The 20365-nt window shown below is 70.9% G+C and carries 16 protein-coding genes and 2 pseudogenes; 9 read left to right on the forward strand and 9 right to left on the reverse strand.

Annotation, left to right across the window (positions count from 1 at the left end; translation table 11 throughout):
* The coding region (locus BBK14_RS28800) for an HNH endonuclease (protein WP_131802447.1) at window positions 1-432 on the forward strand (432 nt) is incomplete at its 5' end.
* 21 nt (window positions 433-453) lie between these two features.
* Here BBK14_RS28800 and BBK14_RS28805 read toward each other — a convergent pair.
* Window positions 454-759, reverse strand: coding sequence for a DUF6221 family protein (locus BBK14_RS28805; protein ID WP_071066344.1), 306 nt, complete (start codon window positions 757-759; stop codon window positions 454-456).
* 75 nt (window positions 760-834) lie between these two features.
* Window positions 835-2178 (reverse strand): DUF1254 domain-containing protein, encoded by a 1344-nt coding sequence (locus BBK14_RS28810; RefSeq protein WP_071066345.1) that lies wholly within the window; start codon window positions 2176-2178, stop codon window positions 835-837.
* A 313-nt stretch (window positions 2179-2491) separates the two neighbouring features.
* On the opposite strand from BBK14_RS28810, the gene BBK14_RS28815 reads away from it, so the two are divergent.
* From BBK14_RS28815 to BBK14_RS28825, 3 genes are all read left to right on the forward strand, one after another.
* Window positions 2492-3640 carry an SfnB family sulfur acquisition oxidoreductase gene (locus tag BBK14_RS28815; protein ID WP_116430169.1) on the forward strand — a complete coding sequence of 383 codons (1149 nt, stop codon included), beginning with the start codon at window positions 2492-2494 and terminating at the stop codon, window positions 3638-3640.
* Between the two features lie 121 nt (window positions 3641-3761).
* Window positions 3762-4265 carry a GNAT family N-acetyltransferase gene (locus tag BBK14_RS28820; protein WP_083391316.1) on the forward strand — a complete coding sequence of 168 codons (504 nt, stop codon included), beginning with the start codon at window positions 3762-3764 and terminating at the stop codon, window positions 4263-4265.
* Between the two features lie 252 nt (window positions 4266-4517).
* Window positions 4518-5375: an alpha/beta hydrolase gene (locus BBK14_RS28825; protein ID WP_071066346.1), complete on the forward strand. Its 858-nt coding sequence runs from the start codon at window positions 4518-4520 to the stop codon at window positions 5373-5375.
* Window positions 5376-5711: 336 nt separating this feature from the next.
* On the opposite strand, the gene BBK14_RS41805 is transcribed toward BBK14_RS28825, so the two are convergent.
* Together BBK14_RS41805 and BBK14_RS28835 are read right to left on the reverse strand one after the other, a co-directional pair.
* Window positions 5712-5978 (reverse strand): oligopeptide/dipeptide ABC transporter ATP-binding protein, encoded by a 267-nt coding sequence (locus tag BBK14_RS41805; protein WP_338045511.1) that lies wholly within the window; start codon window positions 5976-5978, stop codon window positions 5712-5714.
* A gap of 245 nt (window positions 5979-6223) precedes the next feature.
* Window positions 6224-7375 (reverse strand): LLM class flavin-dependent oxidoreductase, encoded by a 1152-nt coding sequence (locus tag BBK14_RS28835; RefSeq protein WP_071066348.1) that lies wholly within the window; start codon window positions 7373-7375, stop codon window positions 6224-6226.
* A 167-nt stretch (window positions 7376-7542) separates the two neighbouring features.
* Between BBK14_RS28835 and BBK14_RS28840 the strand changes: the two genes are divergently transcribed.
* On the forward strand, window positions 7543-8229 hold the full coding sequence (locus BBK14_RS28840; protein ID WP_071066349.1) for a TetR/AcrR family transcriptional regulator: 687 nt from the start codon (window positions 7543-7545) through the stop codon (window positions 8227-8229).
* A 219-nt stretch (window positions 8230-8448) separates the two neighbouring features.
* Here the strand turns inward: BBK14_RS28840 and BBK14_RS36080 are convergent.
* The 3 genes and pseudogenes from BBK14_RS36080 to BBK14_RS28850 all read right to left on the reverse strand — a co-directional run.
* Window positions 8449-8598: pseudogene (locus BBK14_RS36080) on the reverse strand (hypothetical protein); the annotation flags it as partial.
* A gap of 52 nt (window positions 8599-8650) precedes the next feature.
* Window positions 8651-9648: pseudogene (locus BBK14_RS40805) on the reverse strand (LLM class flavin-dependent oxidoreductase).
* 38 nt (window positions 9649-9686) lie between these two features.
* Entirely contained in the window at window positions 9687-11144 is a 1458-nt protein-coding gene (locus BBK14_RS28850; RefSeq protein WP_071066350.1) for a DHA2 family efflux MFS transporter permease subunit, read from the reverse strand.
* Between the two features lie 79 nt (window positions 11145-11223).
* Here BBK14_RS28850 and BBK14_RS40815 point away from each other — a divergent pair, with 79 nt between their 5' ends.
* Both BBK14_RS40815 and BBK14_RS28860 read left to right on the forward strand, forming a co-directional pair.
* Entirely contained in the window at window positions 11224-12231 is a 1008-nt protein-coding gene (locus BBK14_RS40815) for a TetR/AcrR family transcriptional regulator (RefSeq protein ID WP_241831924.1), read from the forward strand.
* A 125-nt stretch (window positions 12232-12356) separates the two neighbouring features.
* Window positions 12357-15779, forward strand: coding sequence for a DEAD/DEAH box helicase (locus BBK14_RS28860; RefSeq protein ID WP_241831925.1), 3423 nt, complete (start codon window positions 12357-12359; stop codon window positions 15777-15779).
* A 25-nt stretch (window positions 15780-15804) separates the two neighbouring features.
* Here the strand turns inward: BBK14_RS28860 and BBK14_RS28865 are convergent, their stop codons facing one another.
* Window positions 15805-17067 (reverse strand): acyl-CoA synthetase, encoded by a 1263-nt coding sequence (locus BBK14_RS28865; protein WP_083391317.1) that lies wholly within the window; start codon window positions 17065-17067, stop codon window positions 15805-15807.
* Window positions 17068-17287: 220 nt separating this feature from the next.
* Here BBK14_RS28865 and BBK14_RS28870 point away from each other — a divergent pair, with 220 nt between their 5' ends.
* Together BBK14_RS28870 and BBK14_RS28875 are read left to right on the forward strand one after the other, a co-directional pair.
* On the forward strand, window positions 17288-17824 hold the full coding sequence (locus BBK14_RS28870) for a flavin reductase family protein (protein ID WP_083391318.1): 537 nt from the start codon (window positions 17288-17290) through the stop codon (window positions 17822-17824).
* A gap of 49 nt (window positions 17825-17873) precedes the next feature.
* Window positions 17874-18686 carry a GntR family transcriptional regulator gene (locus tag BBK14_RS28875; protein ID WP_071066352.1) on the forward strand — a complete coding sequence of 271 codons (813 nt, stop codon included), beginning with the start codon at window positions 17874-17876 and terminating at the stop codon, window positions 18684-18686.
* A gap of 76 nt (window positions 18687-18762) precedes the next feature.
* Here BBK14_RS28875 and BBK14_RS28880 read toward each other — a convergent pair whose 3' ends face one another.
* Window positions 18763-20145, reverse strand: a complete 1383-nt coding sequence (locus BBK14_RS28880) for an LLM class flavin-dependent oxidoreductase (RefSeq protein WP_198541468.1) — start codon at window positions 20143-20145, stop codon at window positions 18763-18765.
* Window positions 20146-20365: the final 220 nt, after the last annotated feature.

Raw genomic sequence — 20365 nt, forward strand, 5'->3', positions numbered from 1 at the left:
CTGCGGCTCGGTCGACGCCGCCGACTACCGAACCGGCAGCTCCGCGACGCCGTCCACGCCCGAGACAGAGGCACCTGCCAGTACCCGGGCTGCGCCCACACCCGATGGCTCCACATCCACCACCTCATCCCGTGGGTCGAGGGCGGCGGCACCGACATCGACAACCTCACCCTCGTCTGCGGCGAACACCACCGCACCCTGCACGATGAGAACATCGAGCTCCGCAGAACCACCGCCGGGCGGATCATCGCCCTGCTCCCCGACGGCCGCACGCTCGACCCGGCGCCGCCCGCCAATCCGGGGGCCCGACCCGCCGAGGTCCTCGCCGAAGCCACTCGGCACGTGGCTCCAGACGCGATCATCACCCGGAACGGCGGCCCGTTCCACCTCGACGAATCGATCCGCGCACTCCTGCGAGATCACGCCGCGTGAACCACCATCCACCCGCCCACCTCATCGGCCCGGGGTGATGCCGAGGGTTCGGGCCACAACGGACAAGGTCGGGCAGGGATATACGTCGAGGCAGACGGCGCACTTCCCGTCGATGTCGTGGTGCAGCTCGGTGAGCTCGCGGGCGCCGCTGGTCCAGGGGAGGATGCGGGCCGGGCTCCACTGGGCGATGTGCTCGGCGACCGCGGGCGCGACCCCGGTCATGCCCGCGACCTGCCGGGCGTTCCAGATGGACGCCCCGGGAACATCGCGAGCGGTCTGTTCGAGCTGATCCAGGCGGGCGAGAACATGGGCGCGCAGATCCGTCACGACAACGATCCTGCCGGGGGCCGAAGTCTGGGACGCCGGACCTTCGGCCCGTCGGTGGGATCCGCCGGGGAGCTGTCAGCCGGGGCGGCTCGCGGCCTTCCGTACCGCGGGTGGTGACCATGCTCCGCACAGGACCGCGGGGTCGGGTGCGTAGAGCCGCATCGTGACACCCAGCGAGCCGAGCGGGGCCGGCAGCCAGTTCGATTCCCGAACGGATCCGGGGGACGCATGCTGGATATGGAGATCGAGTGATCCGTCAGCGTTGTACGTCAGCGGATCCCTGTCTCCGAGGGCGAACCGGTTGAGCCGGTTGGCTACCTGAAAGCCGTGTTTGTCGTACATCGTGATCGACCAGAACGCGGAGACCGGAGGGAGCTCGTCGCGCTCGAAGTGGAGCACGTAGTCGACGGATCCGTCGAGCGGGTCGCCGTCCGCGTCAGTGAGCAGCAGCGGGTAGACGGCTTCCTCTGCGGGGTTGGCGCCGAGACCGATCATCGCGACGGCGGCCCGTTTCATGTAGTAGTTGCCGTAGACGCCGATCGAGTCCGTGTTGGTCTGCCATCCGTTGGACACGGTCGCCATTGTCGAAACTCGCGCGGTCATCGCTTTCTGAGCGGTCCGGGGCGCCGCCGCGACGGCATCCCGAACGGCCCGGCCCTGGCGGTTCGAGTCGAAGGACTCGCCGGGAACCAGGCCGAGCGCGCGCATTCTCCGGATCTGTGACCAGTCCGTGACATGTGGCGGGTGAAGCTTCATCAGCTCTGCCGCGCGCCTGAAGAACTCCTCGCCGGTCATGGCGTTGATGACGTCCAGGGGCGGCGTCGTCATGTCGATGTCCGGGTCGACAGCCCGGGCGGTCGCGGCGATCGGAGCGCGCCCCCAGTCCGCGAGGTGGGAGAGCTGGAATCCGTCCTGCACCTTGTGGACGGCGTCGTAGTCGGCCTCGCCGTTGGTCTGCGTCCGGCCGATGATCCAGACGTGTGGAGTCGGCGCGTCGATGCGTCCCACGCCCGCCGGCAGGCGCCCGCTCCACCCGGCCGGCACCAGCGCCCAGTCTGCCGCGGCCGTGCCGCTGGAGCGCTTTCCGGGGGTGGCGAAGACATCCGTCCACATGTCGAGAACGGGCAACATGTAGTAGCGATCATCCGTGTCGGGCGCGGAGACCACCACCGGTCCTTCGGTCAGATCCACCCAGGCCGAGGAGTAGAGGGTGTCGAAGTTCGGCCGGACGACCATCCTGAAACCGGCGTCGGGAAACTCCCGGATATGTGCGAAATGGTTCATCGGGGCCCGGCCCGGCGCCACTCCGGGCTCGACATTGGTGGCTTGGAGTCGGGTCAGCTCCATGGTCACGAGCGGATAGGCAAAAATGTACGCTTCGACTGCGATGGCAGCCACCTGATCCCGCTGTCCGGTCATGAGTTCCTCCCCATTCCGGCTGGCCACCAGACGATGACGGAACGATTCCCCGACGATCTGGGTATCAAGTCTTCCTGCGACGCCTGATCTTCGGCATGTCCCTGGTCGCACGCGGGGGCGTGATCGTCCGCTCTCGGTGGGCGCCGGGGCGCCGGTGGGTGGATGTTGCAGGATCGCTGCTATTGGTGACATGATGCTGTCGTAAATTTTGTCGATCGAAATTAGGGGGATTGATGGATCATGGGCGTTACGTGGCTGACCGGGTCACGTTCGGGGGGCCGCTCCGGACCAGGGTGAACGGTGCCATGTCCCGGTGATCGGATCGGACGCGGAGGCGGTCGCCGCGGCACGGCGCTACGCCGAGTCGATCGCCGACACGGTGATCGAACGGGACCGGTCGGCCGCCGTGCCGGTCGAGGCCCTGGCGGCGCTGGACGCCAGCGGTCTGCTCGGCATCACAGTGCCGGCCGAGCACGGTGGCGCGGAGGTGTCACCAAGAACCCTCGCCGAGGTCATCCGCACGATCGCCGCGGTTGATCCGGCCATCGCGCAGATTCCGCAGGGGCACTTCCTGTTCGTCGACGTGCTGACGGTCTGGGGGACGGCGCCACAGCAGCGGCGGCTGTTCGCGGAGATCCTCGCCGGCACCAGGCTTCGCCCGGACGGCACCAGGCTTCGCCCGGACGGCACCGGGCTGCGGCTCGACGGGACCAAGTACTACAGCACCGGGTCGATCACCGCGCGGTGGATCGGCGTCAGCGCGCTCGACGAGGCTGACCGCCTGGTGCTGGCGTTCGTCGAACGCGACGCCCCCGGAGTGTCGGTGGACGATGACTGGGACGTCATGGGCCAGCGCGCCACGGTGAGCGGCACGACGGCCCTGCGGGCCGTACCGGTCGACCCTTCGCTGGTCATCCCGTACCACCGAGCCTTCGAGGTTCCCCAGCAGCTGGGGGCCCGGGCCCAACTCGTGCACGCCGCGATCCAGGTCGGGATCGCCGGCGGCGCCCTGCGGGACGCCGGTGAGTTCGTTCGCACCCGGGCCCGGCCGTTCTTCGAGGCCGCGCGTGGAGGCTGGGTCGATTCGGCGGCGCAGGATCCGCACACGATTCTGCGCTACGGCCGGCTGGCCACCCGGGTGCGGGCCGCCGAGGAGCTGCTGCGTTGGGCCGCCGACCGGTTGCACGAGGTCGGGCGATCCCCGCGGGACGCGCGGCAGGCCGCGGAAGGCTCGCTCGCGGTGGCCCAGGCGAAGGCGTTCGGCAGTGAGGTAGCCGCCGAGGTGGCCAGCGATCTGTTCGCGCTGTCCGGCGCCAGCGCCACCGACGAGCGCCACGATCTGAGCCGGCACTGGCGCAACGCCCGCACCCACGCCAGCCACGACCCGGTGGACTGGAAGTACCACCACGTCGGGAACTTCCTCCTCAACGACGTGCTGCCCCCCAACCACGGCCAGCTCTGAATCGGAGACGCCCGCCGGTCGCGGGGATCTGGGCGGGTTCACTTCACGGCCCACAGCCGTACCGTGCTGTTTGACTCCGGCCGACTCCGCCCGGAGCTGGCAGGTCGATAGGTTGGTCGGTATGACGACGAGCGGCCTGCCGCGCGTCCGCGTCGCCCAGGCCGCCGACGCGGAGCAGATCGCACGTCTGCTCCGGGCGTTCAACGCGGAGTACGACGAGCCGGCGCCCGAACAGGGCTGGCTCGCGGATCGGGTCGCGCTGCTGCTCGGCCAGGGCGCGACGGCCGTGCTGCTCCTCGAGGCGTCCGCGGACCGGGACGACGCGGACGGGCTCACCCTGACGCGGTTCCGGCCCTCGCTGTGGGACGACGCCGACGAGTGCTATCTGGCCGAGCTGTACGTCCGGCCCGCGCTGCGGGGTCGCGGGCTGGGCCGGATCCTGCTCACGGCGACGATGGAGCACGCGAGCCGGCGTGGGGCGACGTACATGGACCTGACGACGACCAACGCCGACACCGCCGCGGTCGCGCTGTACGAGAGCGTCGGCTTCGACCGCCACGAACGCCGCGGCCCGGGCACGGACTCGTACTACTTCGAAATAGATCTGCCCGGCCCTGACAGCTGAGGCGGTGCGCACGCAGGGAACCGCGCGGTACGCCATGGCACTCGGGCACCGTCGGCGCCACGTAAAAGGCTCTGTTCCAGTACGGCACATATTCTGTTCGCGATATGGTGGAAGTCCCGGCAAAAAGGCTGTGCGCCGAGTCGGGACGACGGTCGACATCGATGCGTGTCCCATGGTGGACGTCAGTTGATTCTGTCACCGGGCCGGCCCATCCCCGATGCGGATCGAAAAGCAGAGAACGAGGAGCGCGGAATGGCAAGGACGTCGGCGCCGGCGCCGAATGCGGGAACCATCACCGACCTGGAGGCCGCGGTCAGGCAGGAGCGCGCCGGGCGGGCGGCGATTCATGCCGACGAGCTACCGCCGATCCCGGGGCTCACCATCACGGACCATCTCGTTCCCGGCTCCGATGACGACGTGAAGGTACGGGTGCGTGTTTACCGCCCCGAAGGCCGGCCGTCCCCGCTGCCGCTGGCCGTGTACATGCACGGGGGCGCCTTCGTGCTCGGCAGCCTCGACATGGTTCATCAGGGCGTCGCCCAACTGGCTCTCGGTACCGGGGCGGTGATCGTGTCGGTCGGGTACCGTCTCGCCCCCGAGCATCCTTTCCCCGCCGGCCTCAACGACTGCTACAGCGCCGGGGTCAGTGCGGGTGCGACCCTGGCGTTGGGGGTGGCCCTGCTGACCCGCGACCGCGGCGGGCCGGCGGTGCGTTTCCAGAGTGTGGTCATGCCCACTACGGACGACCGGCTGGAGACACCGTCCATGCGGGACGCCGTCGACACCCCGGTCTGGAACCGCCTGCTCGCCGTCCAGTGCTGGCGCCTCTACCTCGGCGAGGGCGTGACCGAGGCCGACCAGTACGCGGCTCCCGCCCGGGCCGACGACCTCACCGGGCTGCCCCCGACCTACCTCGCCGTCGGCGGCGAGGACCCGCTGCGCGATGAGGGGATCCTTTTCGCACTGCGGCTCATGCAGGCGGGGGTGCCGGTTGATCTGCACGCCTACGCGGGCGCGGCGCACGGTTTCCGCGACCTGGACATCGACACCGCGCGGCGCGCCCAGGAGGAGCAGATCTGGGCCCTACGGCGCGGCCTGGCCGCCGACTGACCGGATGTCCTCGTCTCCTCTCAGGACGGGCAAAAACAGATCGCTCGCGGTCGATGATGTCGGAGATCGTGTCACCGGTCCCGCCGCCGATGTAATGGTTCTCCCACTGGGCATGGAAGAGAAAGGCCAGCAGTGCGGCCGGAGCCCGGATGTCGGTCAGTGAAGCCGGATGCCGGTCAGTGAAGGCAGTACAGGCGCCGAAGGGGTGGGACGCATGCGTCCGGGTAGCTGATGGGAGATCAGTATTGTGTCGACCGCTAAAAGCCCGCTAATTCCGTGATCCCTCGGCGTGCTGCCGGAGGATAATCCTGTTCGCGTCCCACGATGGCCGAGGTGTCAGCCCGGGTGGTGGCAGGCGACCTGGTGATCGGGAACGACCATCCGCAGGGCCGGTTGCTCCGCCGCGCACCGGGGGCGGGCTCGGGGGCAGCGGGTGCGGAACCGGCAGCCGCTCGGTGGCCGCAGCGGTGAGGGGAGCTCGCCCGGTTCCGGCACGTCGGCGCGACCAGGGCGTCGAACACGGCGAGGCGCTTGATCGACCCGGAGATCATCTGCAGCCCGAACCCGCTGTCGGTGGACAGGTCGAGCGGTTCGGCGGGCCACAGGACGGTGAGAGTCCCGCCTTGCACCGCCGGCGCGGTCCCGTCAGCGGCGGTGGAGCCTCCGCAGGCCGCGAGCTGGCTGACGGCCAGCACGGCCAGCGCGGCCAGCACGGCCGCCGCGGCGGTCCGCAACCGTCGGGCGGACGAGGATGATCGGAGGGGTCTTGGTGGGCGTCCGCGTCTCCTGCTTCGACTGCTCCGGGTGATCTGGTCGGTGTGCGGGGCACGTGGCCTGGCGGGCGGGGCTCAGTCGGCTCGCGGGAGCCGCCATTCCTCGGCGAGCAGCTCGTAGGAACGCAGCCGGTCGGCCTGGTCGAAGGTCGTGGTCGTCACCAGCAGCTCGTCGGCGTCGAAGCGGCCGCGCACCTCGCGCAGCCCGGCGGCGACGTGCTGGGGCGTCCCGACCAGCCGGGCTCGACCCAGGTCGGCGACCAGCTCGCGGTCCGCCGGCTCCCACCGGAACGCGGACATCTCCTCGGGCGTGGGGAAGATGGTCGGCTCGCCGACGCGGTTGGCCAGGCTCCACCGGTCGTGGCCGACCGCCGCCCGCCGGGCGGACTCGTCGTCCGGCCCGACCACCACATCCGCCGTGACGATCACATAGGGGCGGGCCAGGGTCTCCGACGCGCGGAACGCCTTCCGGTAGGCCGCGACCGAGTCCGCCGTGGTGGACGGGCTCGCGTGGTAGTTCGTCGCGTAGGGCAGGCCCAGCTGGCCGGCGACCTCCGCGCTCTCACCGGCGGTGCGTCCGAGGACCCAGACCGCCACATCGGCCCGGCGGCCGGGGACGGCGTGGACCCGCAGGTCACCGGCGCGGCGGGTGCCGTCGAGCAGGGCCATGACCTCGACTACCTGGTCGAGGTAGTCGGGGCTGTTGAGTGGATTGAGCGGCAGCAGCAGCCGGTGCAGGGCGAACAGATCCGAGCCACGCAGCCGGGGGTACGGCGGGGCGGGCTCCGCGGGCTCGGCCGGCTCCGCCTGCGCGCTGCCGGTGCTCGCCCCGCCGTCGCCGGCGGGCGCCGGGGGATGCCAGCCGGCGCGGCCCAGGCCCAGGTCGAGCCGGCCCGGGTGGAGCGCGTCGAGCAGGCCCCACTCCTCCGCGACGGACAGCGCGGTGCGATGGCCCAGCTGCAGGGAGCCGGAGCCGACACGGACGCGGGTGGTGGCGTCGGCCACCAGTGCGGTCAGCAGGGTCGACGAGAGCCCGGCCGTGCTCGGGTTCACGTGGTGCTCGGTGACCCAGTACCGGTGGTAGCCGAGCCGGTCGGTGTGCCGGGCCAGGCCGAGGCTGTTGCGCAGCGCGTCCGCGACGCTCTCGCCCGCACTGATGGGGACGAGGTCGAGCACGCCCAGTGGCACGTCGCTCGCAGGCCGGGGTTGGGGGTCCGTACCAGTCACGGGAATCAACCTCGCTATAGAAGGATGAACTTGTCAGTGCAGTAAAATTTATCTTCGATACCCATCGAATTAGTGGTAAATGCCAAGGTTGGAGGGCTTTGGCCGTGCGCCGGCCCGGTCCGCCGGGGCCGGGCGGCCCGCCGTCGTCGTCCGCGTAGGGTGGGCCGGTGCGCAGTGCGAAGGTCGCGGAGTCGGCTGKAAGTGTCGGCACACGAGGCAGGATCGACAAGCGGCAGGCGATCCTGGACGCAGCCTTCGCCGTCTTCGCGCGCGAGGGTTACGCGCAGGCGAGCATTGACATGATCGCCTCCGAGGCCGGCGTGGCGAAGCCGACGATCTACAACCATCTCGGCGGCAAGGAGAACCTGTTCCGGCACGCGATGGCGGCCGCGGCGGACAGGACCACGGCCAAGAGCCTTGCCGTCGTCAGCCGGCTCACCGCCGACGTGGCCGACCTGCCCACGGCGTTCACCGACGTCGGCCGCGCGCTGCTGGAGTGCTACTGCGCCGCGGATTCCTGGGCGCTGCGCCGCCTGCTGCACGCCGAGATCGTCCGGTTCCCGGACCTGTTCGACATGATCGGCGCCAATGGGCCGAACCAGGTGGGGGAGGCGTTCGCGGACCGGCTGGCCCGGCTCGCGCTCGCCGGCCGGCTGCGGCTGGCCGACCCGGTCGAGGCGGCCGAGCAGTTCCTCGCGTTGCTCACCGGCCCGGTCGCGCACCGTTCCGCGCTGGGCACCCGCCCGTTCGATGACACCCAGATCCAGCACACCGCGCGGGCCGCGACCGCCACCTTCCTGCGTGCCTTCGCCGCCGCGGCGCCGGCCGAGGTGCCGCCGGCCGGGGCCCCGTAGCGAGACGTCCCGCCGGGTGCGCCGGTAGGATGATCGCTCCCTGTTGGCCGGGGCTGAAGTGTCAGCCGGTTCCGAAGCGCGCGCGGTACGCCCGCCCCGCCTCGCCGGGAACGGCGGAGAGCAGCTCCTGGGTGTACCGATGGCACGGGTCGGTGAACACCTGCTCCACTCGGTGTCCTTGGTCACGATGTGGTCGAAGTTCGCCTTGACCGCCTCCGCGTCGAGCTTGGCGCCGTCGTGGAAGGTGACGTCGTCGCGCAGCTCGAAGGTGTAGGTGCCGCCGCCGTCGGATCCGCAGGCCGCGGTGGCCAGGGTGACGGCGAGGGCCGCGAACAGCCCTGCTCTTCGTGCCGTTCGGCGCGATGGCATTCAGGTACTCCGTACACGGTATGGATAGGGATCACCACCCTGGTGGGGGGTTCTAAAGCCGCGCTGAAATCCCTGGCTCGGTGGCTGGACTCACCGCCGTGGCCGCGCTCGCGAGCAGCTCGAAGGACCGCAGGCGGTCGGCCTGGTCGGGCACCACGGTGAGCGCCATGAGCTCGTCCGCGCCGGTCGCTTCGACCAGCCCGGCCAGCCGCCGGCGGACCGTGTCCACGCCGCCGATGAGCTGGGGGGCCGCGAGGTCCTCGAGGAAGGCCCGCTCGGCGGTGCTGTAGGCGTGCGCGCCCTCGGCCGCGGCGGAGGGGAACGCGTCGAATCCGCCGATGGTGCGCATCCAGATCTTGCCGAGCAGGTAGGGAGCGGCGGCCCGTGCCGCGGCCTGGTCGCTGTCGGCGACCGTCGCTATCACGCTGATCAGCGCGTACGGCCGGTCGAGCTGGGGCGAGGGGCGGAACGCCGCCCGGTAGTGGCGCAGCGCCGCCGTGCTCGCGTGCGGGTTGATGTGGTGGGCGAAGGCGTAGGGGAGGCCGAGGGCGGCGGCGAGCCCGGCGCTGGCGGGACTGGAACCAAGCAGCCACAGCTCCGGCCGGCTGTCGGTGGCGGGCACCGCGAGCACCCGGCTGCCCGGGGCGGTGGGGGCGAAGTAGCCCGAGAGCTCCCGCAGCTGGCCCTCGAAGCGCTCGTCGCCGCCGGGCGTGCGGCGCAGCGCCCGGGCGGTGGTCGGATCGGTTCCGGGCGCCCGACCAGCCCGAGGTCGACGCGGCCCGGGAAGAGCGCCTCCAGCGTGCCGAACTGCTCGGCGACGACGAGCGGGGCGTGGTTGGGCAGCAGCACCCCGCCCGAGCCGACCCGCAGCGTGCTGGTCGCGGCGGCGATCCTGCCGGCGAGCACGGCCGGTGTCGAGGTGGCCAGGCTGGGGGTGTTGTGGTGCTCGGCGACCCAGTACCGGTGGTAGCCGAGTTCCTCCACCCGGGGCGCGAGCGCGACGGTGTCGCGCAGTGCCTGGGTGGCGCTGCCGCCTTCGAAGACGGGCACGACGTCGAGGACGACAGGGGCGGGCCGGCGGGGCGGGCTCAGACCGAGTTGGGCACCGGCTCCGCGGGGGCGGCCGGGGCCGCCTCGGGGGCCGGCGCCGGGCGGCCGGGCAGCAGGAAGCCGGCCGAGAACACCACGAGGCCCGCGGCGACCGGCCACCAGAAGGCGTTCCCGAACGAGTCGGGTGTCGGAGCCGCGTGTGCCCCGCCGCCCTGCAGGATCAGGGCGACGACGGCCACGCCCAACGACGCGCCGATCTGGTTGAGGATGAACACCGCCCCTGTCGCCCCGGCGACCGACGTCATCGGGACGGTGCGGTAGACCGAGCCCATCGTCGGCGCGCCGACCAGCCCGAGCCCGAAACCGATGACGAGCTGGGCGGGAGTCAGCACGGCCTGGGAGGTGCCCGCCCCGGACTGGGTGAACACCAGCGCCCCCGCCGTGACCAGCAGGGCGCCGGTGGGCACCAGCAGCCGGGCGCCGATGCGGTCGGCGAGGTTGCCGGCCAGCGGCATTCCGATCATGGCGCCAACGCCCAACGGGGCCAGCAGCAGGCCGGACTCCAGCACCGAGTGGTCGTGTACCTGCTGGTAGTAGAGCGGTAGCAGGAACAGCAGCGCGAACAGGCCGCCGCCGACGAGGAACATGATGGTCACGCTGGCGCTGAAGCCCTTGCTGGCGAACAGCCGCAGGTCGAGCAGTGGTGTGCCGGCGGTGCGCAGCGCGTGCGCGGCGTAGCCGGCGAACAGCGCGGCACCGAAGACCAGACCGATCACGACCTGGACGCTGCCGAAGCCGTCCCGCCCGGCCTGGGAGAGCGCGAAGACCACCGCGGCGAAACCGGGGCACAGCAGGGCCACGCCGAGGGCGTCGAGGGGCACCGGTGTGCCGTCCCGTGGCGGGTCGGCGGGCAGCACCACAACGGCGAGCACGATCGCGGTGAGAGCGAACGGGATGTTCACCAGGAACATCAACTCCCAGGAGAAGTTCTCCAGCAGCACGCCGCCGACGATCGGGCCGAGCACCGGCCCGAGCGTGATCGGGATCGAGATCAGGCCCATCACCCGCCCGATGCGGGCCGGGCCCGCATCGCCGGCCACCACGGTCATCATGATCGGGTCGACCATGCCGCCGCCGAGCCCCTGCAGGACCCGGAAGGCGATCAGGCTCTCCGCGTTCCAGGCCACCGCGCACAGCGCCGAGCCGGCGAGGAACAGCGACAGGCCGAGCAGCCACATCCGCCGCGAGCCGAAGCGCGCCATCGCCCAGCCGGCCACCGGGATGGCGAGCGCGACCGCCAGCAGGTAGCCGGTGGTCACCCACTCGATCGTGGCGAGCGAGGCCTCGAACTCCGCGCCGAGCGTGCTGATCCCGACGTTGACGATCGTCGCGTCCAGATAGGACATCATCCCGCCGAGCACCATCACCCCGACGATGATCAGCAGGGCGGAATCAAGCCGAGGGGGGCTGTCCTCCGCCGTGTCCGTGCCCGCCATCGAACCCTCCTTGAAACAGGTCTTAAGTAAAAGTGAACTACTCGTTTCAATGTGATGGGTCGGACGGTAGCATGCGGGCATGGGTGTGGGCGAGACCACCGGCGCGGCCGTAACTCCGGCGGAACGGGACGGGCCGGAACCGGGCCGGGCAGATCGGGGCCGGCTGGACAAACGGCGCGCGATCGTGGAGGCCGCGCTGCGCGTCTTCTCCCGGCACGGGTACACCGAGGCGACGATCGACATGATCGCCTCCGGGGCGGGGGTGGCGAAGCCGACGATCTACAACCATCTGGGGTCGAAGGAGAACTTGTTCCGGTACGTCATGACGACGACCGCGGCGCTGTCCAACGCGAAGGCCGAGGTGCTCGAGGGCTTCCCCCAGGACGCCGGCGGCCTTCGCGGCGGGCTGGAAGCCGTCGCGACGAGGCTCGTCGACTGCTACTGCGACGAGCGGTCCGAGGTGGTGCGCCGGCTGCTCTACGCGGAGGCGCTGCGCTTCCCCGACCTCTACGACGCCGTGCGCGCCAGCGGGGCCGACCAGTTCGTGGAGGTGCTGGCGGGGCGGCTCGCCAGGCTCGCCCACGCGGGTCTGCTGCGCATCGACGACCCGATGCGCGGGGCGAACCAGTTCATCTCGCTCGTCTACGAGGAGCTGCCGGTGCGGAGCATCCCGGACGCCCGGCCACTGCGGCCCCGCGAGGTCGACGAGGTCGTCCGCGCCGCGTGGCCGCGGGACATTGAAGACCTCCCCTCCCGGACTCGTTTCCTGCTGCCTGCACGAGGTGTCGATGCGATACGAACTGCTCGGGCCCCTGCGCGTGTCGAACAGCCGGGAGAGTCACCTGCTGAGCGCACCGAAGATGGAGACCACCCTGGCCGTGCTGCGCGTCGGCGCCGGCCGGATCACGACCAAGGACACCCTGGTCATGGAGCTGTGGGGAGACCGGCCTCCCCGCCGGGCGGCGGCCGCCGGCGCCGACCCCACCCGCACCATCGTCACCAGGCCCGCCGGCTATCTGCTGCGGCTGGACGGCGCCATTCTCACCTCCGACCGGCTGCTCGACCTGCCCACCGCGAGCTGACGTGACGGCGGGTGTCGAGCCGTCCTCCGGTGCGCCGCGCGCCGCGCGACGGTGCGCGGGCTCACCCGCAGCCGGCTGGCGCTGAGCCTGGTGCCCCGCCCGTCGGCCGGCGGGCGGGGCACCGCTTCGGGTGACTTCCCACTCCGGACATCAGCGTGGTCTCCGCCAGAACGAGGCGGCAGGTCCCCGACCGGCGGCTGTTAGCTTCTCCTTTATGCTTCCCGTGGCGTTGCGCAGCGTCGATGACCATCATCTGCGGGCCGCTGTGGGTGACGTCACCTACCGGCGGGGTGCGCAGTACGCCCGCCAGGGCGCGGTGAGCGAGATGTCGTGGGAGCCGGTGGCCCAGGTGCTCCAGGGCCGGGTCGAAGGTAGCCATGGCGAGCGGTACCTGACCACTGTCTCCCTGACCGGCCGGGCCCGTTCGGGTGCCTGGCGGTTCAGCTACGGCGAGTGCAGCTGCCCGGTGGGCGTCAGCTGCAAACACGCCGTGGCACTCGTGCTGGCGGCGACGCGGACCGCCGCCCGAGACCCGGAACCGGTTGACCGGGGCCGTCGCGCGGCCCCTGCACCGGCGACCTGGGCGTCATCGCTGTCGGCCCTGCTCGGTGACCGGCCGGCTGATGGCGAACCACGGGGTGCCACGCCRCTCGCCCTCGAACTGACACTGTCCGCGGAGCCGGTGGTGGGCCGGTCGACGTCCGGCGGGCCGTCCCTGCGTGTCCTCGCGCGCGTGGTGAAGCCCGGGAAGAACGGCTGGGTCGGCGGGCCCGCCTGGTCGAAGCTGAGCGCACCTCACGGGCCGTACCAGCGGGATGACTATCTCGTGGCGCACCTGCGGGTCCTGCGGGAGATGTACGCCGTCTACCGGTCCGGGGACGAGGACTCGCTGTACCGCCACTACTCGCACCGGGACGACAAGCACATCGACCTCGGCGCGTTCACGAGCCCGCGGCTGTGGCCGCTGCTCGACRAGGCCATCGCGGCCGGTATCCAACTGGTGCACGGACGCAAACGCCTCGGGAACATCGAGCCGTACGGTTCGGCGGAACTTTGTCTGGACGTCACCTGCGATCCGGCGACAGCGGCGCTCACCGTCCGACCCGTACTGCGCGTGGCCGGCTCGGACGCGGCCGTCGCACCGTTCGCGTTCATCGGCGGTCACGGCGTCGTCGGTATCGACCGGGCGGAGATCCAGGCCACGGACCGGCATGCGGACTGGCACATCCGGCTGGCCCGGTTGACCGCCTTCGTGCCGCCGGCACTGGTCCGGATGGCCGTCGGGAACCGGAGCCTGGAGGTCCCGGCCGCCGAGCGGTCGCGGTTCGTCCGCGAGTTCTACCCCGGCCTGCGTCAGTTGGCCACGATCGTCTCCTCCGACGGTTCCTTCGAACCGCCGGTGATCGCGCCGCCTGTTCTCGTCGCCCGGGCGGACTACGGCCCCGACCACACCGTCGAGATCAACTGGGAATGGGACTACGCGGTCGGCGACACCCGGTTGCGGGCACCGCTGCACGGCGACGCGACCGACACCGGGTACCGGGACAGGACCAGCGAGGCCGAGATCCTGACCGGTCTGGACCTGCCGCTCGACGCCGCTCGGCTGCTGTCGTTCGGTGAGGCGGGCGTGCCGGTCTCCTCCGTCCGCCTCCGCGGTGTCGAGACGATGCGGTTCACGACGGAGCTGCTGCCGCTGCTGGATGCCCGGGACGGGGTCGCCGTCGAGGTCGGCGGGCGTCCCGCCGCCTATCGCGAGGTCGGCGACTCGCTGCGCATCGAGGTCTCGACCGACGAGGTGCCGAACGAACACGACTGGTTCGATCTGGGGCTCGCCATCACCCTGGACGGGCGTCAGGTCCCGTTCTCGATGGTCTTTCTCGCGCTCAGCCGGGGTGAATCGCACCTCCTGCTCGACGACGGAGCGTATTTCAGCCTGGACAAACCGGAACTGCGGGTGCTGCGCCAGCTGATCGAGGAGGCCCGGGCGCTGCAGGACACCCCGGGTGGGCCGCTGCGTATCAGCCGCTTCCAGGCCGGGCTGTGGGAGGAACTGGCCGGCCTCGGCGTGGTCGTCCGCCAGGCCGCGGCGTGGCGCCGCCAGGTGGCGGGCCTGCTGGACCTCGGTTCGGCCGGTGCGAAGGAGCCACCGGGCATGTTGCAGGCCAGCCTGCGGCCCTACCAGTCTGACGGCTACCAGTGGTTGAGCTTCCTGTGGGACTGCCAACTCGGAGGGATCCTCGCGGACGACATGGGCCTGGGGAAGACCCTGCAGTCGCTCGCGCTGATCTGCCATGCCCGCCAGGCCGACCCGGCGCTCGCACCGTTCCTCATCGTCGCGCCGACGAGCGTCGTGTCGAACTGGGTCGCCGAGGCGGCTCGGTTCGCACCCGCGCTGCGGGTCACCGCCGTCACCGACACACTGCGGCGCCGGGGCCAGACCCTCGATGAGGTCATGGACGCCGCCAATGTGGTCGTGACGTCGTACACCCTCTTCCGGCTCGACGAGGAGGCGTATTCCGGCGCCACCTGGGCCGGGCTGATCCTCGACGAGGCGCAGATCGTCAAGAACAGTCAGTCGAAGGCGTACCAGTGCGCGAGACTGTTGCCTGCGCCGTTCAAGCTGGCGGTCACGGGAACACCGTTGGAGAACAACGTGATGGAGTTGTGGTCGCTGCTGTCGATCACTGCTCCGGGGCTGTTCCCGAACCGGTCACGGTTCCAGGACTATTACGCCCGCCCGATCGAGAAGCAGGGTAACACCGAGCGCCTGGCGCAACTGCGGCGCAGAATCAGGCCGCTGATTCTGCGCCGTACCAAGGAACAGGTCGCACCCGAGCTCCCGGCCAAGCAGGAGCAGGTCCTCGAGATCGAGCTGCATCCCCGCCACCGCAAGGTCTACCAGACCCGGCTGCAGCGCGAACGGCAGAAGGTCCTGGGCCTGATCGACGACATGAACCGTAACCGTTTCACGATCCTGCGGTCGCTCACGACACTGCGGCAGCTCAGTCTTCACGCCGGGCTGGTCGATGACACGCATGACGATCTTCCCAGCGCCAAGATCGACATTCTGCTCGAACAGCTGCGGGACGTCGTCGACGGTGGGCACCGCGCGCTCGTCTTCAGCCAGTTCACCCGGTTCCTCGGCAGGGTGCGAGATTCCCTTGCTGTGGCCGGCATCGAGTACTGCTATCTCGACGGCACCACCCGCAACCGTTCGGCGGTCGTGCGCCGGTTCAAGGAAGGGGCGGCGCCGGTCTTCCTGATCAGTCTCAAGGCGGGCGGATACGGCCTGAACCTGACCGAGGCGGACTACTGTTTCCTGCTCGACCCGTGGTGGAACCCCGCCACCGAGGCACAGGCCGTGGACCGAACACATCGCATAGGTCAGACACGCAACGTCATGGCCTATCGACTCGTGGCCAAGGACACGATCGAGGAGAAGGTGATGGCACTGCAGGCACGTAAGGCCGAACTGTTCACCAGCGTCATGGACGACGGCGAGTTCGTCGACGCGACCCTGGACGCCAACGACATCCGCCAGCTGCTGTCCTGAGCCGCCGGGCAGCCCTCCACGGTGCTCAGGTGAGCAGTTTCTTCTTCTGTACCTTGCCCATCTGGTTGCGTGGCAGTTCGGTGGCGAACCGGATCTCGCGTGGGCGTTTGTGCGGGGCCAGGGCGGTGGCGACATGGTCGATCAGCGTCGTGGCGTCGATCGGCTCGTGCGTGACGACGACGGCCACGACGCGCTGGCCGAGGTCGTCGTCGGGCACGCCGACGACCGCGGCCTCGGCGACGGACGGGTGGGCCAGCAGCGCGTTCTCGATCTCGCCGGCTCCGATCTTGTAGCCACCGGACTTGATGAGGTCGGTGCTCTGCCGTCCGACGATGCGCAGTTGCCCGTCCGGCTCGAAGACGCCGAGGTCTCCGGTCGAGAACCAGCCGTCGGAGGTCAGCGCCGCCGCGGTCGCGGCCGGGTTGCCCAGATAGCCGGTGAACACGTTCGGGCCGCGTACCTCGACCGGTCCGAACTCCTCGTCACCGGTGACCCGCACCTCGACGCCGCCCAGCGGCGCACCCACCAGGCCTGGGCGGCGGTCACCGTCGGCCCGCGCGGCGGTGTTGATGAGGGTCTCGGTGAGCCCGTAACGTTCCGCGACCCGGTGACCGGCCAGCGCGGCGAACCGGTCGAACAGCGGGACGGGTAGCGCCGCCGAGCCCGACACGAGCAGCCGGGCGGACGCGAACGCCTCCGGCTCGGGCACCCGGGACCACATGGTCGGCACGGCGAAGTACAGCGTCCCGCCCGGCACCGGCGCGAACCGCGCCGCGTGGTGCAGCGCGGACCCGATCCGCAGCGGGCCCAGCGTCCCGAGCACGAGGCCGTGTACGTGGAACAGTGGCAGCGCGTGCCCGAGCACGTCGGCCGGTGACCAGGCCCATGCGTCGGCCAGCGCGTCGATGTTGGACGTGACCGCGCGGCGCGGGATCACCGCGCCCTTCGGGGGCCCGGTGGTCCCGGAGGTGTAGATCACCAGTGCGGGTGCGTCGTCATCAGCCGGCTCGGTCGGCAGCGCGCCGCGTGCGGTGAGATCCACGTCGTCGAGCAGCAGGTCGGGTTCGCTGTCGGCCAGGACGTACGCCCGTTCGGCGGCGCCGGCCTGCGGGTTGACCGTGACCACGGTGACGCCGGCCTCCACCGCCCCGGCGATCGCGACAACGGTTTCCAGGGTCGGGGTGGCCACCACCGCGATCCGGCGCAGCCCCCGCACCCGTTCGGCGACGGCGCCCACCGCGCCCGCCAGATCATCGCCCGCGAGCGCGGCGCCCGACATCCGGACCACGGCCCGGCCTTGACGCAATGCAGTCAGCACCCTCGCATTGTCGGGCCCGCCACCCGGTTCGGTCGACGGAACAGTCGAGTCCCGTCTTGACACCTGATATATCAAAGTGTCAGAGTTGAGCTGGAAGGACGTCATCCGCCCGGCACGCCACGCCCCTTTACCGGGTGTCTTCGGTGGGGCGGTGGCCGCAGGCGCATCACTGACCGAGAGGTGGACCAGGATGGGCCGGCGGCCAGACACAGCCACGACCAGCGCGCGCGAGACCGCGTCCGCGGCGTCCGACGACGACCGTCGGTTCCGCGACGCGATGGCCTCGTTTCCCAGCGGCGTCACGATCGTGACGACCGCCGACGACACCGGTCGGTGGTGGGGCTTCACGGCGAGCTCGTTCTGCTCGGTGTCCATGAATCCGCCGCTCGTCCTTGTCTGTCTCGCGACGTTCGCCCAGTGCCACCCCGCGTTCGAGGCGGCGCGGCGGTTCATCGTGCACGTGATGCCCCCGGAACACGCCGACCTCGCGGTGCGGTTCGCGACGCGCGGCGCGGACAAGTTCGCGGACGCGGGCTTCCGCCCCGACGAACGCGGCCTCCCCGTGCTCGACCGGGCGTGCGTGACGCTGGACTGTGCTGCCCACGCGATCCAACCGGCGGGTGACCACTCGATCCTGCTCGGCCGGGTCGAGCGGACCCAGGTCGGCGAGGACCGTCCCGCCGTCTACTTCCGCCGCCGGTTCCACCTGCTCGGGGACGCCACCTGAGCCACTTGACGGCGCGGCTGTTCTGCTCTTCTGATATACGCTGGTCGGCGTGGCGACGCCCGGATACCTCGGCCCGCGCGACGGTATGCCCGGCTCGGATGAATGGGCGGGGGCTGGAGCGGGCCCGGCGGCGGTAGCCGACGCCGGGCAGGGCCGGCCCCGCCGGCTCCGGCTGGGCGCCACCGCCCGGGACAGAGTGGCCGACGTGCTCCGCGACGAGATCATGAGTGGCCGCCTCGGCCCGGGGGCCCGCATCGACCTGGACGAGACCGCCGCGTGGCTGGGCACGAGCCGCACCCCCGTCCGCGAGGCGTGCCTGGCGCTCCAGTTCGAGGGCCTGGTCCGCGTCGCCCCCCGCAGCGGGGTGACGGTGATCGGCCTGCGCCAGCGTGACGTCGAGGACAACTTCGCCCTCATCGCCATGCTCTCCGGCGCGGCCGCGGCCTGGGCCGCGGAACGGATCTCCGAAGCCCACCTGGCCGAGCTCCGGCGCCTGGCGGCCGACGTCCGATCGGCGGTCGAGACCGGCGGCGACCTGCGGACGGCGAACTTCCTGTTCCACCGGGCCGTCAACCAGGCCAGCGACTCGGTGCGCCTGATCGCGCTTATCCGCCAGACCGGGCGGATCATCCCGTGGTCGTTCTTCGACCTCGTCCCGGAGCAGGTGGGCTGCGCCCTGCGCGAGCACGACGACATCGTCGACGCCATCGCCGCCCACAACGGTGCCCGCGCGCGCCGGGTGTCGGAGGAGCATGTGGTCAGCGCCGGCCGGCTCCTCGTCGCCCGGGTGTTCGGCCCCGGGCCGGCCGGGGCCGGATCGACAGCCGCCGGTCCAGCGGCGGGCGCCGGCGCCGGCGGCTGACGGGCGATCGCGGCCCTCGCCGCACATCAGATCCGGCCTGGGATCTTGGGAACCCGCTTCCACGCGGCCGGTCCGTTCAGGGCCGGACGTCGCTGCTGACCGGCGCGGTGAAGCTGCTGGCGGGCCGTGCCAGGCCCAGGTTCTCGCGCAGGGTCGAGCCGGTGTAGTGGGAGCGCAACAGCCCGCGGCGGCGCAGCTCGGGCACCACCAGCCGGACGAAGTCCTCGAACGCGCCGGGGAAGTGGGTGGCCGCGAGGACGAAACCGTCGCAGGAGTAGGTCTCGAACCAGTCCTGCATCTGGTCGGCGATCTGTGCGCCGGTGCCGACGAAGCGCGGGCCCTGCAGCAGGGTGGCGCGGTGGTTCGCCAGCGTCCGCAGCGTCATCTTGCCGCCGCCGAGGTGCTTCTTCACGCCCTGGACGAGGCCGCGGATGCCGGAGACGGAGTTGATGAGCTCGTCGGTGATCTCGTCGTCGAGTGAGTAACCCGAGAAGTCGTGGTTGGTGAGCTCGGAGAGCAGCGTCAGCGACGCCATCGGGTGGACGAGCTCGTCGCGGAAGATGTTCTCCTTCTCCCTGGCGATCGTCTCGGTCTCGCCGACGATGGCGTACGCCATCGGGAGCATCCGGACGGCGTCGGCGGACCGGCCCTCGGCTGTGACGAGTTCCTTCTGGCTGCGGTAGTGCTCGGCGGCGACGCTCTGGCTCGGGTCGGCGGTGAAGATCAGGTCGGCCCACCTGGCGGCGAACTGCTGGCCGCGGCCCGACTGGCCGGCCTGGATGATGGGCAGCCGGCCCTGCGGCGGGCGTGGGACGGTGAGTGGTCCCTGCACGTGGAAGTACTTGCCGTGGTGGTCGAGTTCGTGGACCTTGCCCGGGTCGGCGAAGACGCCGGACTCGCGGTCCATCACCAGGGCGTCGTCCTCCCAGGAGTCCCAGAGTCGGGTGACGACGTCGATGAACTCCTCGGCGCGTTCGTAGCGCTCGTCGTGACCGAGGTGTTGGTCGACCCCGAAGTTGCGGGCCTCGGAGTCGTTCACCGAGGTGACGACGTTCCAGGCCGCCCGCCCGCCGCTGAGGTGGTCCAGCGTCGCGAAGGTCCGCGCGACGTGGAACGGCGGGTAGTACGTCGTGGAGTAGGTCGCTCCGAGGCCCAGGTGCGACGTCGCGGCCGCGGCGGCGCCCAGCACCGCGGTCAGATCGAGCTTGACCGGGCGGGCGCCGTAGCGGACGGCGTCGGCGGGAGACGCGTTGTAGATCGACGGCATCGCCAGGCGGTCGTCGAAGAACATCAGGTCGAACGTGCCCTCCTCGAGCACCCGCGCTATCCGCTGGTAGTAGCGGAGGTCGAGGAAGTCGTGCGCCGAGCTCGGGTACCGCCACGACCCCGAGTACACCGACACGTTCGAAGCCTGCATGAACGCGACCAGGGTGAGCTGGTCCTCGCGCCTTGGCGACACGGATGCCCCTCTCGCAGTTGATATATCAGGTTCTCGCTATTAGACGCTTGGTGCGCGGCGAGGTCAACCGGATCGGAGCAGTGTGGTCGGGTGGGAGCGCTCGGTGGCGGTAGGTCGGCACCGGCTTCGAGCACACCGACACCCGTCCATCGGGCACCAGCGGGTAGCCGTGTCGGCTACGCATGGTCGACGTGGGCCTGTTCGGCAGGAACCTCTCCAA

The sequence above is a fragment of the Parafrankia soli genome (assembly GCF_001854695.1).
GTDB classification, from domain to species: domain Bacteria; phylum Actinomycetota; class Actinomycetes; order Frankiales; family Frankiaceae; genus Parafrankia; species Parafrankia soli.